15 protein-coding genes and 1 pseudogene are annotated in these 17,917 nt (G+C 69.3%); 12 read left to right on the top strand and 4 right to left on the bottom strand.

Annotated features, from left to right (window positions below; translation table 11 throughout):
- Both D7Y11_RS34015 and D7Y11_RS34010 read left to right on the top strand, forming a co-directional pair.
- Positions 1–415, top strand: a pseudogene (locus D7Y11_RS34015) (caspase family protein); the annotation flags it as partial.
- Positions 415–1,044, top strand: a complete 630-nt coding sequence (locus tag D7Y11_RS34010) for a carboxypeptidase-like regulatory domain-containing protein (protein WP_120579733.1) — start codon at positions 415–417, stop codon at positions 1,042–1,044. The pseudogene D7Y11_RS34015 and the gene D7Y11_RS34010, both read left to right, overlap by 1 nt.
- A 4-nt stretch (positions 1,045–1,048) precedes the next feature.
- On the opposite strand, the gene D7Y11_RS34005 is transcribed toward D7Y11_RS34010, so the two are convergent.
- The gene (locus D7Y11_RS34005; protein WP_126935775.1) at positions 1,049–1,435 is read right to left on the bottom strand and encodes a hypothetical protein; all 387 of its coding nucleotides are present in this window, start codon (positions 1,433–1,435) and stop codon (positions 1,049–1,051) included.
- Between the two features lie 328 nt (positions 1,436–1,763).
- Between D7Y11_RS34005 and hemE the strand changes: the two genes are divergently transcribed.
- The 5 genes from hemE to D7Y11_RS33980 all read left to right on the top strand — a co-directional run bounded on the left by hemE (position 1,764) and on the right by D7Y11_RS33980 (position 8,416).
- The gene (gene hemE / locus D7Y11_RS34000) at positions 1,764–2,807 is read left to right on the top strand and encodes a uroporphyrinogen decarboxylase (RefSeq protein ID WP_120563822.1); all 1,044 of its coding nucleotides are present in this window, start codon (positions 1,764–1,766) and stop codon (positions 2,805–2,807) included.
- A 117-nt stretch (positions 2,808–2,924) separates the two neighbouring features.
- The gene (gene fadI / locus D7Y11_RS33995) at positions 2,925–4,226 is read left to right on the top strand and encodes an acetyl-CoA C-acyltransferase FadI (RefSeq protein WP_126935774.1); all 1,302 of its coding nucleotides are present in this window, start codon (positions 2,925–2,927) and stop codon (positions 4,224–4,226) included.
- A complete protein-coding gene (fadJ, locus tag D7Y11_RS33990; protein ID WP_126935773.1) occupies positions 4,226–6,463 on the top strand; it encodes a fatty acid oxidation complex subunit alpha FadJ in 2,238 nt (745 codons plus the stop codon). The genes fadI and fadJ overlap by 1 nt, the downstream gene beginning before the upstream one ends.
- Positions 6,464–6,558: 95 nt before the next feature.
- Positions 6,559–7,698, top strand: a complete 1,140-nt coding sequence (locus D7Y11_RS33985) for a mannosyltransferase family protein (protein ID WP_233607470.1) — start codon at positions 6,559–6,561, stop codon at positions 7,696–7,698.
- A 58-nt stretch (positions 7,699–7,756) separates the two neighbouring features.
- Complete coding sequence (locus tag D7Y11_RS33980; protein WP_126935772.1) at positions 7,757–8,416, top strand: class I SAM-dependent methyltransferase; 660 nt, start codon at positions 7,757–7,759, stop codon at positions 8,414–8,416.
- Positions 8,417–8,485: 69 nt separating this feature from the next.
- On the opposite strand, the gene D7Y11_RS33975 is transcribed toward D7Y11_RS33980, so the two are convergent.
- Positions 8,486–9,322 (bottom strand): ChbG/HpnK family deacetylase, encoded by an 837-nt coding sequence (locus D7Y11_RS33975; RefSeq protein WP_126935771.1) that lies wholly within the window; start codon positions 9,320–9,322, stop codon positions 8,486–8,488.
- Between the two features lie 7 nt (positions 9,323–9,329).
- Complete coding sequence (locus D7Y11_RS33970; RefSeq protein ID WP_120579734.1) at positions 9,330–10,118, bottom strand: glycosyltransferase family 2 protein; 789 nt, start codon at positions 10,116–10,118, stop codon at positions 9,330–9,332.
- A gap of 137 nt (positions 10,119–10,255) precedes the next feature.
- Here D7Y11_RS33970 and D7Y11_RS33965 point away from each other — a divergent pair, with 137 nt between their 5' ends.
- From D7Y11_RS33965 to D7Y11_RS33955, 3 genes are all read left to right on the top strand, one after another.
- Positions 10,256–11,206 (top strand): diguanylate cyclase, encoded by a 951-nt coding sequence (locus D7Y11_RS33965; protein WP_120579727.1) that lies wholly within the window; start codon positions 10,256–10,258, stop codon positions 11,204–11,206.
- A gap of 167 nt (positions 11,207–11,373) precedes the next feature.
- Entirely contained in the window at positions 11,374–12,954 is a 1,581-nt protein-coding gene (locus D7Y11_RS33960) for an ATP-binding protein (protein WP_120579726.1), read from the top strand.
- Entirely contained in the window at positions 12,951–14,423 is a 1,473-nt protein-coding gene (locus D7Y11_RS33955; protein ID WP_120579725.1) for a sigma-54 dependent transcriptional regulator, read from the top strand. The genes D7Y11_RS33960 and D7Y11_RS33955 overlap by 4 nt, the downstream gene beginning before the upstream one ends.
- 27 nt (positions 14,424–14,450) lie before the next feature.
- Here D7Y11_RS33955 and D7Y11_RS33950 read toward each other — a convergent pair whose 3' ends face one another.
- Positions 14,451–15,788, bottom strand: coding sequence for a replication-associated recombination protein A (locus D7Y11_RS33950; protein ID WP_120579724.1), 1,338 nt, complete (start codon positions 15,786–15,788; stop codon positions 14,451–14,453).
- Positions 15,789–15,909: 121 nt separating this feature from the next.
- Here D7Y11_RS33950 and D7Y11_RS33945 point away from each other — a divergent pair, with 121 nt between their 5' ends.
- Positions 15,910–16,755 carry an NAD(+)/NADH kinase gene (locus D7Y11_RS33945; protein ID WP_120579723.1) on the top strand — a complete coding sequence of 282 codons (846 nt, stop codon included), beginning with the start codon at positions 15,910–15,912 and terminating at the stop codon, positions 16,753–16,755.
- 61 nt (positions 16,756–16,816) lie between these two features.
- Positions 16,817–17,917: serine/threonine-protein kinase (locus D7Y11_RS33940; RefSeq protein WP_233607469.1), on the top strand; the 1,101-nt coding region annotated here is incomplete at its 3' end.

Genomic DNA, 17,917 nt, shown 5'->3' with positions numbered 1-17,917 from the left:
CTGGGAGGGCGTGCTCCTGGAGGGGAGGCTGGACCTCTGGGTGGACGTGGCGGCGGGGCAGGGGCGTCAGTCGCTGCGGTTGGATCCAGGCGGCGACGTGCCGGTGCGGCACCGCACGCTGCTCGTGGGCGTGGCGGTGGGGCCCACCTGGACGTGGGGCCGGCTGGGCCTGTCCACCGGTCCCCGCGTGGCCGGACTGTGGTTGCAGCGCTCCTTCCAGTTGGAGCTGCTGGACCGGAACGAGCAGTACGTCACGGCCTGGCCGGGATGGATGGCCGCACTGTCGTTCCGCTTCAGCCCGGTGTGGATGGTGGAGGCGCGCGCACAGGCGTTGTGGGCCTACGTCCCGGTGGACGGGCAGACGCGAACGGTGGGCTTTGGATGCCTGATGCTGGCCGGAGGGTACCGCTTCTGATGCGAGCCAGGACATGCGGCGGAGCGCTGGTGTTGGCGCTCGTGGGCTGTGGCGGTTTCGACAACGGAGACCTGCGCACGGGCACCGTGCGAGGCCGCGTGCTGGGCGCGGAGTCCGGCGTGGCGCGTGTCAGCGTGCTGGGCCATTCGGAGCTGCGCGCGACGGTGGCCGCGGACGGCCGCTTCGAACTGGACGGCGTGCCAGCGGTGCCGCTGGAGCTGTACGTGGTCGCCTCACGTACGCAGGCGGCGAGGACGCCCGTGTTGGCGCAGGGTGCAAGGGTCACCGACGTGGGTGACATCCAGGGGAAGCCCGGGGCCTTCCTCACCGTGCGGGTGCGCGACGAGCAGGGCGCCATCCCTCCCGACGTCGAGGTGGAGCTGCGAGGCACGGGAGAAGACCGCGCGAAGGTGGACACGAGCAGCGGCGAGGTCCGCCTGGGGCCGCTGCCCGCGGGCTGCTACTCGCTGGAGGTCAAGGCCGACGACCTGGAGGACGTGGAGACGGAGGTCTGCGTCCGTGAGGGCGAGGAGCGTGTTCAGCCCATCACGCTGCCCGCGGATGACGATGACGGTGGGGACGACGACGGCGGCAGCGACGACCACGGCGGCGGACGGGACGGCGGCTGAATCGTCACTTCAGGTCAGTGACCCGAATAGAGCCGAGGAAGGCTTCGCCCTCGGGGAACGGGTCGTCCTCGGGGGAAACGACCTGAAGGAAGACAAGGCTTGTCCCCGCGACGAGCCAACGATCGCAGAGTCTTTCTCCGATGCCGTCCGGCATCTCCTCGGGCGGGCCAATCCACTCTGCGCCGACCCTGCGCCACTCCCATCCGTACCAGGGCGCGGGTAGCCGGGTGAGCTCGTTTTCTGGGACGCCATAGCGCTGGATCAGCGCCATCCGGAGTTGCTCGCGCTTGTCTTCGGGCGAGGCTTCGGGAGCGTAGACATCGGTGCTCCAGTCAAAATGGAAATGCCTGCCCGAGTCCGTGTGGCTCCACGAGCAGTGGACGCCGAGCAAGGGTCGGGGCTCATCAAATTTGAGGAGGAGGTCGTCGCCGGCCTTGTAGTGCCAGCACCTGGCATACGGCCCTGCGCGAGGCGATTCCGGTTCCCCAGGAGACACCCGAGGCGCCACGACGCTCACCCCGGGAGCCGGCTCCCAGCGGACCAGCTCCTGAGGCAGCGGCCACTGCGGCCGGGCAGGAGCAGCCGTCCGCCCCGTCGCACAGGCCATGCATGCGAGCGCGAGCAGGCTCGGAACGTAGCGATTCAACCGGGTCATGGAGATAGGGTACACCCCGGGCCGTGAAGCCCCTGCCTCCCTCTCGCCCCACGAAGGTGACGACGTGAACGACCGACTCCTGCGCACGGCGCGCCGCCAGCCCACCGACACCACCCCCGTGTGGCTGATGCGTCAGGCGGGCCGCTACCTGCCCGAGTACCGCGCCATCCGCGGCAACATCGCGTTCCTGGACCTCTGCAAGAACCCGGACCTGGCCGCGGAAGTCACCGTCCAGCCCATCACCCGCCTGGGCGTGGACGCCGCCATCATCTTCTCCGACATCCTCATCCCCGTGGAGGCCATGGGCATCCACCTGGAGCTGGGCGACAAGGGCCCCCACTTCCCCAACCCGCTGCGCACGCCCGCGGACATCGACAAGCTCGGCGTCCCCGACCCCGTGGAAGGCACCGGCTTCGTCGCCGAAGCCATCCGCCGCACGCGCAAGGCCATCAACGACTCCGTGCCCGTCATCGGCTTCGCGGGCGCGCCCTTCACCCTGGCCGCGTACATGGTCGAGGGCGGCGGCTCCAAGAGCTACATCCAGATCAAGCGCCTGCTCTTCGAGCAGCCCGAAGTCGCCCACCGCCTCTTCCGGAAGCTCACCGACACCCTCATCCCGTACCTCAAGATGCAGGTGGAGGCCGGCGCGAAGATTGTTCAAATCTTCGACTCCTGGGGCGGCGAGCTGTCCCCCTGGGACTTCGAGCGCTTCAGCCTCCCGTACCTCACCGAGATGGTGACGGAGCTCAAGGCGACCGGCGTCCCCGTCATCCTCTTCGGCGTGAACATGACGCCGCACCTGCCGCTCCTGAAGCGCACCGGCGCGGACGTCATCGGCCTGGACTGGCGCTGCCCCGTGGACGAGGGCCGCCGCATCCTCGGGCCGGACGTGGCGACCCAGGGCAACCTGGATCCGCTCCACCTCTTCCTCCCCCGCGAGGAGCTGGACGGTCGCGTGAAGGACATCCTCCGCCGCGCCGGCCCCACCGGGCACATCTTCAACCTGGGCCACGGCATCCTCCCGCCCACCGACCCGGACGCCGCGAAGTTCCTCGTGGAGGCCGTCCACAAGCACGGCGCCGCCCTCCGCCAGGGCACGCTCGGCTGAACAATCCCCCGCCCGGCCGACTGGCGAGCAGTTGACTCAAGAATCAATCCGACATTGACGCGGTGCATTGCCCGCCGTTAGAAGCGCCTCACTCGTTTCACAGAGGGTGAGGCACACATGGCAAGCGAGAAGCGCAACGGCCACCGGCGGGTGGCCATCGTTCGCGGTCTGCGGACGCCGTTCGCGAAGGCGGGCACCGTCTTCGCGAACCTGACGGCGCTGGACCTGGGCCGGATGGTGGTCCAGGAGCTGGTGCAGCGCAGCGACCTGGACCCCAACGAAATCAACCAGGTCGTCTTCGGACAGGTCATCCCCACGCTGACCGCGCCCTCCATCGCGCGCGAAGTGGTGCTGGCGGCGGGCCTGCCCAAGCGCATTGACGCCTTCACCGTGGCGCGCGCCTGCGCCACGTCCATCCAGTCCATGGTGGCGGGCGCCAACGCCATCGCGCTGGGCGACGCGGACGTCGTCATCACCGGAGGCACCGAGTCCCTGTCGGACGCGCCCATCTTCACCAGCCGCCCGCTGGCGCACGCGCTCGCCGCGTCGTCCAAGGGCAAGAGCCTTCCGGACAAGCTCAAGCCCTTCCAGAAGCTCAAGGCCAAGGACCTCATCCCCGTGCCCCCCGCCATCGCCGAGTACTCCACCGGCGAGACGATGGGCGAGAGCGCGGAGAAGATGGCCAAGGAGAACGGCATCACCCGCGAGGAGCAGGACCTCATCGCGTTCAACTCGCACCAGAACGCGGCCCGCGCGTGGAAGGAGGGCCTGTTCGACGGCGAGGTGATGCACGTCACCGTGCCGCCCAGGTACGAGCAGATCGCCACGAAGGACAACATCGTGCGCGAGGACACCAGCCTGGAGGCGCTGTCCAAGCTCAAGCCGGTGTTCGACCGCCGCTATGGCAGCGTCACCGCCGGCAACGCGTCCCCGCTGACGGACGGCGCCGCGGCGCTGCTGCTCATGAGCGAGGAGAAGGCGAAGGCGCTGGGCTACGAGCCGCTGGGCTTCCTGCGCTCGCACGCGTTCGCGGCCACGGACCCGGGCGACCAGCTGCTCCAGGGCCCGGCGTACGCGGCGCCCGTGGCGCTCAAGCGCGCGGGGATGAAGCTCGCGGACATCGACCTGGTGGAGATGCACGAGGCCTTCGCCGCGCAGGTGGCGAGCAACCTCCAGGCGCTGGCGTCCAAGGAGTTCGCGAAGAAGGCGGGCTTCAACGCGCCGGTCGGCGAGGTGGACCGGTCCATCCTGAACGTGACGGGGGGTTCCATCTCCATCGGGCACCCGTTCGGTGCCACGGGCGCGCGCATCATCACGCAGGCCCTCAATGAGCTGAAGCGTCGGAACAAGAACACGGTGTTGTGCACCGTCTGCGCCGCGGGTGGCCTGGGCGCCGCGGTCATCCTGGAGCGTGCGTGATGGCGACCAAGCAAGAGGCAGTCGACGCGAAGCAGGGCTTGAGCTACGACGTCACGAACGGCGTCGCGGTCATCACCGTGGACCAGCCGGGCGCGCCGGTGAACACGCTGTCCCCGGACGTGGGCGCCGCGTTCTCCGACCTGCTCCTCCAGGCGGAGCGGGACCCGGAGGTGAAGGCCGTCGTCTTCATCTCCGGCAAGAAGGACAACTTCGTCGCCGGCGCGAACATCGACTTCCTCCAGACCATCAAGTCCCCGGCGGACGTGGAGGCCATCAGCCGCGCCGCGCACGCGGAGTTCGACCGGCTGGAGGCCTTCTCCAAGCCCGTGGTCGCGGCCATCCACGGCGCGTGCCTGGGCGGCGGTCTGGAGTGGGCGCTCGCGTGTCACTACCGCATCGTCACGGACAGCCCCAAGTCGGTGGTGGGCCTGCCGGAGACGCAGCTGGGTCTCATCCCCGGCGCTGGCGGCACGCAGCGGCTGCCCGCGCTGATTGGCGCGGAGGCCGCGCTGGACCTCATCCTCACCGGCAAGAACGTCAAGCCGTCCAAGGCGAAGAAGCTGGGCGTCGTGGATGAAGTCGTGCCGGTGCCCATGCTCAAGGACCTCGCGCTCAAGCGCGCGGCGGAGCTGGCCGCGGGCACGCTGAAGGTGGAGCGCTCGCACCAGGGCTTCAAGGCCGTGGCCCAGAGTGGCAAGAAGAAGGGCATCGCCGGTCTCTTCCAGGGGCTCATCAACAAGGACCTCTGGAAGGAAGCTGCGCTGGAGGACAACCCGCTCGGCCGCAAGGTGATGTTCGACCAGGCGAAGAAGCAGCTCCTGAAGAAGACGCGCGGCAAGTACCCCGCGCAGGAGAAGGCGCTGCAGGTCATCCGCGTGGGCCTGGAGTCCGGCCGCAAGGCGGGCCTGGAGGCGGAGGCGAAGGCCTTTGGCGAGCTGGTGTTCACGGACGTGTCGCGGCGCCTGGTGGAAATCTTCTTCGCCACCACGGCGCTGAAGAAGGAGAACGGCACCTCCAACCCCAACCTGAAGCCGCGCGAGGTGAAGAAGGTGGGCGTGCTGGGCGGCGGCCTCATGGGCGGCGGCATCGCCTACGTGGCTGGCGTGCTCCAGGGCGTGCCCGTGCGCGTGAAGGACCGGGACGACGCGGGCGCGGGTCGCGCGCTCAAGCAGGTGCAGACGGTGCTGGATGAGCGCGTGAAGCGCCGCTCGCTCACGCGGCTGGAGTCGAACGCGAAGCTGTCCAACATCACCGCGGGCACGGACTACAGCGGCTTCAAGTCGGTGGACCTGATCATCGAAGCGGTCTTCGAGGACCTGAAGCTCAAGCACCAGGTCATCGCGGAGGTGGAGGCCGTCACCGGCGAGAACACCATCTTCGCGTCCAACACCTCCAGCCTGCCCATTGGCGAGCTGGCGAAGGGCAGCAAGCGCCCCTCGCAGGTGATTGGCATGCACTACTTCAGCCCGGTCCACAAAATGCCGCTGCTGGAGATCATCACGCACCCGGGCACGGCGGAGTGGGTGACGGCGACCTGCGTGGACGTGGGCAAGAAGCAGGGCAAGACGGTCATCGTCGTCAACGACGGGCCGGGCTTCTACACGTCGCGCATCCTCGCGCCGTACATGAACGAGGCGGCGTACCTGCTGGCGGAAGGCGCGGACATCGTCCAACTGGACAAGGCGCTGGTGGACTTCGGCTTCCCGGTGGGGCCCATCACGCTGCTGGACGAGGTGGGCATCGACGTGGCCCAGAAGGTGGGGCCCATCATGGAGGCCGCGTTCGGCAAGCGCATGGTGGCGCCCAAGGCGCTGGCGGGCGTGGTGTCCGACGGCCGCCTGGGCCGCAAGACGAACAAGGGCTTCTACCTGTACGAGAACGGGAAGAAGAAGGAGGTGGACCCGCAGGTCTACCTGCTCCTGCCGCACGGCAAGGACCGCAAGTCCCTGGACCCCGCGGAGATGGCGGAACGCGTCGCGCTGCAGATGGTGAACGAGGCCATCCGCTGCCTGGGTGAAGGCATCCTGCGCAGCCCGCGCGACGGCGACGTGGGCGCCATCTTCGGCCTGGGCTTCCCGCCGTTCCTGGGCGGCCCGTTCCGGTACGCGGACGCCCTGGGCCCGGCCAACCTGCTGCGCAAGCTGGAGCACTACCAGGACAAGTACGGAGAGCGCTTCACGCCCGCGCCGCTGCTGGTGGAGAAGGTGCGCGCCAACAAGGGCTTCTACGAGTCCTGAGCACGTGACGCACCGGGCGGTGAGGGGACCTCAAACGGTTTTCTCCCTGTTTCCGGGCCTGACTTGACGCGAGGGGCGGTTCTGGACCAAGGGGCATGCCCTACATGGTCCGTTCCGCTCCTCGTGTTGTTCTGACCGCCGGGCTCGCGGCCCTGGTGGTGTGCACCGCGTTGGTAACGGTGTCCGCGATTGCGTTCCCACTGGGCTACAGCCCCGCGCGGCTGACGTGGCCGGGCGCTCCCGTCCTCCTGGGCTGGACGCACTTCGACGCCGGTTGGTACGCGCACATCGCGACGGCGGGCTACAGCTACACGCCCGGCCAGCAGAGCCCGGTGGCGTTCTTCCCGCTGTACCCCCTGGTGCTGCGCGGGCTGGGCCTGCTGTCCATGGACACGTTCCTCGCGGGCGTGCTCGTCACCATGCTGTGCGGCCTGGGCGCGCTGTACGTCTTCACGCTGTGGGCGCGCACGCGGGCGGATGAAGAGGCGGCGAGGAACGCGGGGCTGCTGCTGGCGTTCTATCCGTTCGCGTTCTTCCTCTACGGGGCCATGTATTCGGACGCGCTGTTCCTCCTGCTGATCATCGGAGCGTTCCTGCTGTTGGAGCGGGGGCAGCTGGGGTGGGCGGTGCTGCTCGCGGCGGTGGCCACGGCGGCGCGGCCGGTGGCGCCCGCGCTGGTGGTGGGCCTGCTGGCGCGGCGGCTGGAGTGGAAGCACGAGCGCGGCCTGAAGTGGAGCCTGATGGACCTGCTGCCGGTGTTCGCGGCGGCGGGCTTCGTGCTGTACGTGCTCTACCAGTGGAAGGCGTTCGGCGAACCGTTCGCGTTCGTGAAGGTGCAGTCCGCGCCGGGGTGGGACCAGAAGCCGGGCTGGCGCACGTGGGCGAAGCTGCGCTGGTTCCAGGGCTTCAGCCGGGAGATGTCGCTGTCGGACGGCTTCAGGCTGATGGGGCACGCGGCCGTCACGGTGGGGGCGCTCGCGCTGGTGTGGCCCACGGCGAAGCGGTTGGGGTGGGGCTATGGCGTGTACGCGCTGGCCATCGTGGGATTGCCTGCACTGTCCAGCAAGGACTTCATGGGAATGGGGCGCTACCTGCTGGCCGCCTTCCCGCTGTTCCTCACGTTGGCGCTGCTGCTCAAGGAACGGCCGCGCACGAGGTGGGGAGTGCTCGCAACGAGCGCCTGCGTGATGCTGGCGCTGACGGCGGCCTTCGGAGCGGCGGAGTACGTGTCATGAGCGGACGGATGGGACGAGCGCTGGTGCGAGCCGCAGCCCCGAGCGCGGAGGCCGCGTCATGAGCGGGCTCATGTCCCAGGCGCTGGAGCTCTACGCGCACCTGCCCTCGGGCGAGCGCTTCCACGTGCATGCGCGGGCGTCCTCGGCTCCCTTGCTCGCGGTGGCGTCGCGTCTGCCCGCCGGGACGGTGGCGGACATCGGCTGCGGGCACGGCCTCCTGTCCGCGGTGATGGCGCTCGCGGTGCCGGAGCGACGGGTCCTCGGAGTGGACCTGGACGAGCGCAAGGTGCACTGGGCGAAGCAGGCCCTGTCGGGGCTGCCCAACGTGACGCTGGACGTGGGCTCCGTGGAAGAGCTCGCGAGGACGCAGCCGCACAGCCTCGACGCCGTGGTGGTCTGCGACGTGCTGTACCTGCTGCCCGACGAGCGGTGGCCCGGCTTCCTCCAGTCCGTGCGCGGCCTGCTCAAGCCCGGAGGCCGCTTCCTCCTGAAGGAAGTCGAAGGCGACCGCTCCTGGAAGCACGCGAAGGCGCTCGCGCAGGAGTGGGTGATGGTCTCGCTCCTGGGGCGCACCAAGGCCAGCGGCGGCATGGTGCTCAAGCCGCGAGTCGACGGCGTGCGCATGCTCCGCGACGCAGGCTTCGAAGTGCGTGAAGTCGTGGGCCTGGGAGCGGGCTACACGACGCCGCACCTGCTCTACGACGCCGAAGCCCGCTGAAGAAGCCCACGCGCGCTTGGCGGGCCACCTCCAAGCCTGTCCGACAGTCGGACAGGTTTCCGCGGCTCGTCAGCCCAGCTCGCCGTAGTTCGCGAGCGTGATGCCCCGCTCCACGAGCTTCGCCTTCACGCGGGGACTGGTGAGCGCGGCCAGCTCCGCCTCCCAGCCATAGGTCCACGCCGGATCCTCCGGCACATGCGGAGCGCCCTCACCGGGGTGGCATCCCAGCTCGAAGTCCCCCGCCGGCAGCGAGTCCAGCACCGCGAGCAGCGCGGACTCATCCAGCCGGCCCGCCTCGAACACGCCGCCCGCGCTCACCCGCCGCACGCCCGGCCGGGCCCGAGGCGCCGTCCGCGCGAGCACCGCCAGCACCGTCGTCTTCAACGCGGGCCCGGGAGCCCGAAGCCACGACGCGCGCGGCAGCGCATCCGGCCACCGCAGCGGCAGGCCCTCCCGAGCGGCAATGCCCTCCACAACCGACCGAACCCCCGGCAGCAGGTGCAGGTGCTGGTGCCCGTCCAGGTGATCCACCTTCGCGCCCAGCTCCCGAGCGCGGGAGAGCTGCGCGGACAGCTCCCGCTCCAGCTCTTCCCTGCGTACCCGCCCCGTCATCCACGCCTTCGCGAACTCCGCCCAGTTGCCCCGCAGCCGTCCGCCCGGCGCCACCGTCCGCACGGCCTCCGCGGGGGCCGCGCAGGAAAGCCGCGTGGACAGCGCCAGGTGCACACCCACCGCCAGCCCCTGCGCCTTGGCCAATCCCACGGCCTCCGCGGCGGAGGGCCCCATGGCCAGCAGCGTCGCGCTGGTCACGATGCCCTCGCGGTGCGCCTTGAGGATGCCCGCGTCCAGCGACGGATGCAGGCCCAGGTCGTCCGCGTTGACGATGAGGCGGGTGCGCGGCGCCATGTCCGTCCTACCCACGCCCCGCGTGGCCCGGCACCGAACGCAATGGCTGCACGGACGGAGGCAGGCGCACCGGCTTGGTCGGCGGCGACGGCGAGCGCGTCTCCGGGTACAGCGCCACCAGCTCCTTCACCATCTTCAAGATGACCGACGGCGACGCCAGCGTGGAGATGCCGCGCGTGCGCGGGAAGTAGTCCACGCCCATCTGGAACACGCGGAAGCCCTTGCGGATGGCCTTCACCACCAGCTCCGCGTCGATGAACGAGCCCTGGCTCCGGAGCTCCATCGACTCCAGCACCTGGCGGCGCATCAGCTTGAAGCTGAAGTTCACGTCCTTGATCTGGATGTCGAACAGCGCCCGGATGAGCACGTTGTAGACGAACGAGTACACGATGCGCTTCGCGCCCTCGCTCGTGCGGTCGAACCGGAAGGCGCAGATCATGTCCGCCTCCAGGTAGTTCATCAGGTGCAGCGCCCGCTCCAGCTCGCGCATGTCCCACGGCAGGTCGATGTCCGAGTACAGCACCAGGTCCTTCGTGCTCGCCGCCAGCCCCGTGCGCATCGCTCCGCCCAGCTTCAGGTTCACGGGGTGGGTGATGACCCTTAGCTGAGGCACCTTCGCAGCCAGCGCGTCGCAGACCTCCTGGGTCCGGTCCGTGGAGGCGTCATTGACGACGATGATTTCGAAGTCGTCGGTGAGCTTCGGTAGCACTTCCAGTGCGCGGCTCACCGCGCGCTCCACGTAGTCCTCTTCGTTCCAGGCGGGGAAGAAGAGGCTGATGCTCGGGTACTTGGCCACGGTCGTCATGTCGCGCGCGTTCCGTCCGGAAGGAAACGCGCGCTCGCTAGCAGAGCCCCTACCCGCAGGCAAACCCCTTGGCCCTTCTCGTGGGAAACCCCTATAGTACCGCCTAGTCATCATTTTACGGGGACACGGTGAAAACCCAGCCCTACACGCTTCTGGTCGTGGACGATTCACAGGCACTGCTGCCTCAGCTGGTGCGCGCGCTCGGCCCGGAGGACTTCGCGCTCCGTGTGGCCCGCTCCGGGCCGGAGGCGCTCGGGCTGACCCAGGAGGTAGACGGCGTCTTGCTCTGCTCCGGCGGCCTCGACGAGGCCCAGGCTCAGGGCCTCCTGGAGGCCCTCTCCCCACCGCAACCGGGGCCCCAACCCGCCGTGGTGGTCCTGGCTCCCCCGGAAGACCGGGCCTTGCGCCTGGCCGCGCTGCGCAGGGGGGCTGAGGTAATTCTGACCCCATGGGACGACGAAGAGCTGCGTTTGAGGCTCTACCGGAGCCTGGAAGCGCACTCCCGGTTGAGGTCACTTCACTCCCAGGTCGAGGAACTGCGGCGCCTGGCGGTGACGGACGGCCTGACCCAGGTGCACAACCATCGTTACTTCCAGGAGCGCCTGCGCGAGGAGTTCCGCCGCTCGCAGCGCTACGACGAGAGCCTCTCTCTCATCCTGGTGGACCTGGACCACTTCAAGAACATCAACGACGCCCACGGCCACGGCGCCGGAGACCGCGTCCTGAGAGAGGTGGCAGCCTCCCTCCAGCACAGCGTCCGTGAGACGGACCTGGTGGCCCGCTATGGAGGAGAGGAGTTCGCCATCCTCCTGCCCTGCACCCACCTGCCCGGCGCCCTCACCGTGGCGGAGAGAATCCGTAAGGGAATCAACGAGTTGCACGCCGGGCCGGAGGGTGCCCTGCGCGTCACCGCGTCCCTGGGCGTCTCCAGCTTCCCCCACCGCGCCATCCTCGCCCCGGAGCAGCTGCTGCTCACCGCGGACGAGGCCCTCTACCGCGCCAAGCGGGAGGGTCGCGACCGCATCTGCCTGCACCCTCCCGCGCCCCTGTTTTCCGCGCCGCCCTCCCGCGCTGGCTGACCCAGAGGGTCAAAAACCCTGAGTCGGGTTTGACCCCATTGGGTTCCATGGGTCTATGATGACCTTGCCCCTTTTTGTCATGTCACTGAAAAAGGACGTGATTGCCGGGGTTTATCCAAATCTCCGGTTTGGCAAGGCCATTGCAAATGTCTATTCCCGGAAAGTCCATGGGAACCCTCGGAGCTCAAGCGCAGGCGCAGGACCCGGTCGCTCGCGGCCGGCTGCTGCTCGTGGACGACGAGGAGAACATCCTCAAGTCCATCCGGCGGGTGCTGCGCCGGGGTGAGTGGGACATCGAGACGGCGACGGACGCCGAAACGGGTCTGCGCACGCTGGAGCGCTTCCAGCCGGAGGTCGTCATCTCCGACTTCCGCATGCCGGGGATGAACGGGGTGGAGTTCCTCACCCAGGTGAAGCTCCAGGCGCCGCGCGCCCAGCGCATCATGCTCACGGGGCAGGCGGATCAGCAGGCCATCGAAGAGGCCATCAACCGCTCCGAAATCTTCCGCTTCATCTCCAAGCCCTGGAACGACAGCCACCTGGTCCTCACGGTGAAGAGCGCCTTCGAGCAGTACGCGCTCCACGCGGAGAACGACCGGCTCTACCGCGTCACCCAGGAGCAGAACGCGGAGCTCAAGCACCTCAACGCGGACCTGGAGGAGCGCGTCGCGCTGCGCACGCGCCTGCTCTCCACGGCCAAGCGCGAGTGGGAGCTGTCCTTCGACTGCATGGAGACGCCGCTCGCGGTGGTGCGCGCGCGGGACTTCGCGGTGCGCCGGGCCAACGTGGCCTACGCGCAGGTGGCCCGCCGCTCCATCGAAGAAGTGCCTTCCGACGTCCCCTGCCACCAGTACCTCTTCGGCCGGGACACGCCGTGCACGGGCTGCCCGCTGCCCTCCGCCATGGAGACAGGCAAGGGCGCGCGCGGGGAAGTGCAGCAGGGCGGGCGCAGCTACGTGGTGGCCGCGTATCCCTTCGCCGGTGACGACCGCGCGGTGTGCACCTACCGCGACGTCACGGAAGAGCAGGCCATGACGCGCCGGCTCATCGAGACGGAGAAGATGGCCGCGGTGGGCCAGCTCGCGGGCGGCGTGGCGCACGAAATCAACAACCCGCTGGGCGGCATCCTCGCCTTCGCGCAGCTGATGTCCCGCGACGCGGGCCGCAGCGAGAGCGACCTGGAGTCGCTGAAGCTGATTGAAGAGAGCGCGCTGCGCTGCAAGCGCATCGTGGAGAGCCTGCTGAAGTTCAGCCGGCACAGCCGCGTGGAGGACCGCCGCCTCTTTGATTTGTCCAAGTGCGTGGAGGACGCCGCGGTGCTCTTCCGCGCGCAGCTCAAGTCCATGCCCAAGGTGGAGCTGAAGCTGGGCCTGAAGGACGGGCTGCCCAAGGTGTACGGCGACCCCGGCACGCTCGCGCAGGTGGTGCTCAACCTGCTGCAGAACGGCCTGCAAGCGCTTCCCAACGCCGACGGGCGCCTGTCCCTGGAGACGGGGCGCGAGGGCGACCGGACGTTCTTCGCGGTGAGGGACACCGGCTCGGGCATCGAAGAGCGTCACCTGCCGCGCATCTTCGAGCCGTCCTTCACCACCAAGCCGCCCGGCGAGGGCACCGGCCTGGGGCTGTCCATCGCCTATCGCATCGTCCAGGACCACGGGGGCACCTTCCACGTGGACACCCACGTGGGTCAGGGCTCCCGCTTCATCGTCTACCTGCCTATTCCCCTGCAGCTCGAGAGGTTGCCGTGAACCAAGTCAAGCGCGCCAAGGTCCTCGTTGTGGATGACGACTCCGTCGTCCTCAAGGCCGTCACCCAGATCCTCCAGCGGGAAGGACACCCGGTCGTCGCCATCGACGACGCGGTGGAGGGGCTCGCGGCGGCGAAGGATCCGTCCATCGACGTGGTCGTGCTCGACATCAAGATGCCGCACCTGTCCGGCATGGACCTGCTGCGCGCCATCAAGGCGGACCGCCCGGACGTGGAGGTCATCATGATGACGGCCTTCGCCACCGTGGAGACGGCGGTGGAGGCGGTGAAGGCGGGCGCGTACGACTACCTCACCAAGCCCTTCGAGAACATCGACGAGGTCAGCCTCACGGTCGCCAAGGCCGCCGAGCGCAAGGCGCTGAAGGACCGCACCCGCGCGCTGGAGGAGGCGCTCACCGCGCGCAGCCAGTTCGAGGACCTCATCGGTCAGTCCTCGCAGATGCGCGCCGTGTTCAAGCTGGTGGAGACGGTCAGCCACTCCACCGCCACGGTGCTCATCCAGGGTGAGAGCGGCACGGGCAAGGAGCTGGTCGCCCGCGCCATCCACTACCGCAGCGCGCGCCGCGACAAGCCCTTCGTGGCCGTCAACTGTTCCGCGCTGACGGAGACGCTGCTGGAAAGCGAACTCTTCGGCCACGTGAAGGGCAGCTTCACCGGCGCCACCGGCAACAAGAAGGGCCTCTTCGAGGCGGCCGACGGCGGCACCATCTTCCTGGATGAAATTGGCGACGTGCCCCCGGCCACCCAGGTGCGCCTCTTGCGCGTCCTGCAGGAGGGTGAGGTCAAGCGCGTGGGCGCCAACGAGCCCGTGAAGGTGGACGTGCGCGTCATCGCCGCCACGCACGTGGACCTGTCCCGCGCGAAGGAGCAGGGCAAGTTCCGCGAGGACCTCTTCTATCGCCTCAACGTCATCACCATCGACCTGCCGCCCCTGCGCGACCGCCCGGAGGACGTGCCGCTGCTCGCGCACCACTTCCTCAAGGTCTACACCGGCAAGGCGGACAAGAAGGTCACCGGCATCAGCCCCCGCGCCATGGAGGCCCTCACCTGCAACCGGTGGACGGGCAACGTGCGCGAGCTGGAGAACGTCATCGAGCGCGCGGTGGTGCTGACGGCCAACGACGCCATCGACGTGGAGGACCTGCCGCCCGGCTTCCAGGCCGCGCCCCAGGCCGACTCGGCGGTGGAGGTGTTCAGCCTGGCGCACCTGCCGTACGCCCAGGCCAAGCGTCTGGCCATGCGCGCCTTCGAGCGCCGCTATCTGTCCGCGCTGCTGGAGAAGAACAACCACAACGTGTCCAGCGCGGCGCGCGCGGCCGGCGTGGACCGCTCCAACTTCCGCCGTCTGCTCAAGCAGTACGAAGTGGCCGGCCGCAGCATGAAGCCGCGCTCGCCCAAGGGCCCGGACTCGGACAGCGGTCCGGGCCCCGTCCTGGAAGCGGTGTCCTGACGGGGCCCTTCGGGGAGTGACGGCGCTTCAGCCGTCCTCCCCGGGCTCGCGCTCGCTGCGACGTGCGGCGAGTTGCTGTTGGATGGTTTCGTAGCGCTCGGACAGCTCCGCCTCGAAGCCGTTGCGCGTCGGGGTGTAGAAGCAGCGGGAGCGCAGCGCTTCGGGCAGGTAGTCCTCCGGGACGTAGTTGCCCTCGAAGTTGTGCGGGTACTTGTACCCGCCGCCGTAGCCCAGCGACTTCATCAGCTTGGTGGGCGCGTTGCGCAGGTGCATGGGCACTGGCAGCGCGCCTTCCTTCGTCACGGCCTCGCGCACGGCCGCGTACGCGGCGATGACGGCGTTCGACTTGGGCGCGAGCGCCAGGTACGTCACGGCCTGGGTGAGGGGCAGGGTGCCCTCCGGCAGGCCCATGAGCTGGAAGGCCCTCAGCGCGTCCACCGCCACGCCCAGCGCGCGCGGGTCCGCGTTGCCCACGTCTTCCGACGCGAAGATGACCATGCGGCGGAAGATGAAGACGGGGTCCTCGCCCGCCTCCAGCATGCGCGTCATCCAGTACAGCGCGGCGTCCACGTCGCTGCCGCGCATGGATTTGATGAACGCGCTGACGACGTTGTAGTGCTCCTCGCCGCCCTTGTCGTAGAGCAGCATCTTCTGCTGGAGCGCCTCCTCCGCCACCTTGCGGTCCACCGCCGTGCGGCCGTACGCCGCCGCGGCCTCCAGCGCGGTGAGGGCCTTGCGCGCGTCGCCGCCCGCCGCGTCCGCGATGAACTCCAGCGCCGCGTCGTCCACGGCCACCTTGCCGCCCAGCCCCCGAGGGTCCGCGACAGCGTGGCGCATGACGGCGATGAGCTCCTCCTGCTCCAGCCCGCGCAGGGTGATGACGCGGCAGCGCGACAAGAGTGCGGCGTTCACCTCGAAGGACGGGTTCTCCGTGGTGGCGCCAATCAGCGTGACGGTGCCCTTCTCCACGTGGGGCAGGAGCGCGTCCTGCTGCGACTTGTTGAAGCGGTGGATTTCGTCGATGAAGAGCAGCGTGCGCTGGCGGTTCAGCTTCCAGCGGTCCTGCGCGCGGGCCACCGTCTCGCGGATGTCCTTCACGCCCGCGAGCACGGCGGACATGGTCTCGAAGGAGGCGCCGGTGGAGCGCGCGACGAGCTGGGCGAGCGTCGTCTTGCCGGTGCCGGGCGGGCCCCAGAGGATGAGGCTGGGCACCTGGTCGCTCTCCAGCGCGCGGCGCAGGAAGCGGCCCTCACCGGTGAGGTGCTCCTGTCCCAGGTACTCGCTGAGCGAGGTGGGGCGCATGCGCTCGGCGAGCGGCGCCAGGACGGCCTGTTCCTTCTGGCTGGCGTGGTCGAAGAGGTCCATGGGGCCCCCAAACCTAGCGTCCCGGCCGCCCTGCCGCGCCCCCTTGTGATGTCCAGCGCCGGGCAGGTGCGTCATTTTCCTGCGGAGGCCGGCTGGCCGGCTGGACTAGAACCCGGGGGGCGTGCAGACCCTCGTCATCGTCGCGAAGCGTGACACCCCACAGGCCGTCGCCCTGGCGGCGGAAATCCAGCAGCGCCACCCGAACCTGACGGTGCTGGCGGACCGTGCCCTGGCGCATGCGCTGAACTGGCCACGAATTGAAGACCGCGAGCTGGCGGCCCGAGCGGACCTGGTGGTGGTGCTGGGCGGTGACGGCACGCTCATCTACGCGGCGCGCCTGTTGGGCGGACGCAACGTGCCCATCATCGGCGTCAACCTGGGCAGCCTGGGCTTCATGACGGAAATCTCCGTGGAGGAGCTCTTCATCCGGCTGGATGACGTGCTGGCGGGGAACTTCCACGTGGACTCACGGATGAAGCTGTCCTGCCGCCTGTTGCGCGGTGGCAAGGTCCTCATCGAGGACGAAATCCTCAACGACGTGGTCATCAACAAGGGCGCGCTCGCGCGCATCGCGGACCACGAGACGTCCATCGACGGGGTGCCCATCACCACGTACAAGTCGGACGGCGTCATCCTGGCCACGCCCACCGGCTCCACTGCGTACTCGCTGTCCGCGGGCGGCCCCATCGTGCACCCCTCGGTGGACTGCACCATCCTGTCGCCCATCTGCTCCCATGCGCTGACCCAGCGGGCCATCGTGGTGCCGGCGGACCGCACCATTCGCGTGACGCTGAAGAGCGAGACAGCGGACACGTACCTCACGCTGGACGGGCAGACGGGCCACTCGCTCCAGGGCGGGGACTGCATTGAAGTGGTGCGCTCGCCCAACCGCGTGGGCCTGGTGCGCAACCCGCGCGTGGCCTTCTTCACCATCCTCCGGCAGAAGCTCCACTGGGGCGAGCGCTGAGCCTCCGGGCCCTTCGGGTGGGGCTCCCCTCGGGGGTGAGCGGTGGGGTAGCGTCCGGCCCGTGACGACGGGTGGGCACAGGACGCGTTTCGGCAAGTACGAGTTGCAGGAGCGCCTGGGCGCGGGTGGCATGGCCGTGGTGCACCGCGCGCGCTACACCGTGGCGGAGGGCGTGTCCCGGTCCGTGGTCATCAAGCGAGTGAGGGACCCGTACGCGCTGGACCCCGCCTTCGTGCGGATGTTCCTCAACGAAGCGCGCATCTCCATGGGGCTGTCGCACGGCAACATCGTCCAGGTCTTCGACTTCGGGCAGGAGGAGGGGGAGTACTTCCTCGCCATGGAGTGGGTGGACGGGCAGCCCCTGTCCAAGGTGCTCAAGCGCCTGAAGCTGAAGGGGATGGCGCACCTGCCGGCGCCGCTGGCCGTGCAGCTGATGGTGGAGGTCTGCAAGGGCCTGCACCACGCGCACACGCGCCGCGACGAGGAGGGCCGCTCGCTGGGGCTGGTGCACCGCGACGTGTCCCCGGACAACGTCCTGGTGAGCTACGAGGGCGAGGTGAAGCTCACCGACTTCGGCATCGCGAAGGCGCAGTGGGCCGGGCGGCAGGACACGGACGCGGGCGTGGTGCGCGGCAAGTTCCTCTACCTGTCACCGGAGCAGACGCGAGCGGAGGCGTTGGACGCGCGCTCGGACGTGTACACGGCCGGCGTGGTGCTCTTCGAACTGCTCACCGGTCGCAGGCCCGCGGAGGGAGACCAGGCCGCGGTGATGGAGCGCATCGCCACGGGCGACCTGACGCCCCCGCACGCGCACGTGCCGGACCTGGATCCGTCGCTGGGGGCGCTGGTGACGCGGGCGTTGGCGCTGAGGCGGGATGATCGCTTCACGAGCGCGGAGGACTTCCAGCGCGCGTTGGCGGAGTGGCTCGCGTACCGGGCGCCACTGTTCCCCGCGTCCACGCTGCGCCACCTGATGGGCTGGCTGTTCGAGGCGGAGCTGAAGCTCGCGGGCCAGCCGCCGCGGATTCCGGAGTCCTTCCTGCGTCAGGTGGCGGTGTGGACGGGGGAGGGTGGCCCGGGGGGAATGGACGAGCCGGAGCGGGCGTCCGCGGTGCACCGCGCGCACGCCGAGGCGTTCCCTGAGGAGCACGTGCCCGGGGCG

The organism is Corallococcus sp. AB018 (assembly GCF_003986945.1).
GTDB lineage: Bacteria > Myxococcota > Myxococcia > Myxococcales > Myxococcaceae > Corallococcus > Corallococcus exiguus.
This window is presented reverse-complemented; position numbering and strand designations above follow the sequence as displayed.

Coding starts and splice junctions, on each gene's coding strand:
- D7Y11_RS34010 (WP_120579733.1), top strand. CDS start 415: ATGCGAGCCAGGACATGCGGCGGAGCGCTGGTGTTGGCGCTCGTGGGC.
- fadI (WP_126935774.1), top strand. CDS start 2,925: ATGGCAAGCGAGAAGCGCAACGGCCACCGGCGGGTGGCCATCGTTCGC.
- fadJ (WP_126935773.1), top strand. CDS start 4,226: ATGGCGACCAAGCAAGAGGCAGTCGACGCGAAGCAGGGCTTGAGCTAC.
- D7Y11_RS33985 (WP_233607470.1), top strand. CDS start 6,559: ATGCCCTACATGGTCCGTTCCGCTCCTCGTGTTGTTCTGACCGCCGGG.
- D7Y11_RS33980 (WP_126935772.1), top strand. CDS start 7,757: ATGAGCGGGCTCATGTCCCAGGCGCTGGAGCTCTACGCGCACCTGCCC.
- D7Y11_RS33975 (WP_126935771.1), bottom strand. CDS start 9,322: ATGGCGCCGCGCACCCGCCTCATCGTCAACGCGGACGACCTGGGCCTG.
- D7Y11_RS33960 (WP_120579726.1), top strand. CDS start 11,374: ATGGGAACCCTCGGAGCTCAAGCGCAGGCGCAGGACCCGGTCGCTCGC.
- D7Y11_RS33950 (WP_120579724.1), bottom strand. CDS start 15,788: ATGGACCTCTTCGACCACGCCAGCCAGAAGGAACAGGCCGTCCTGGCG.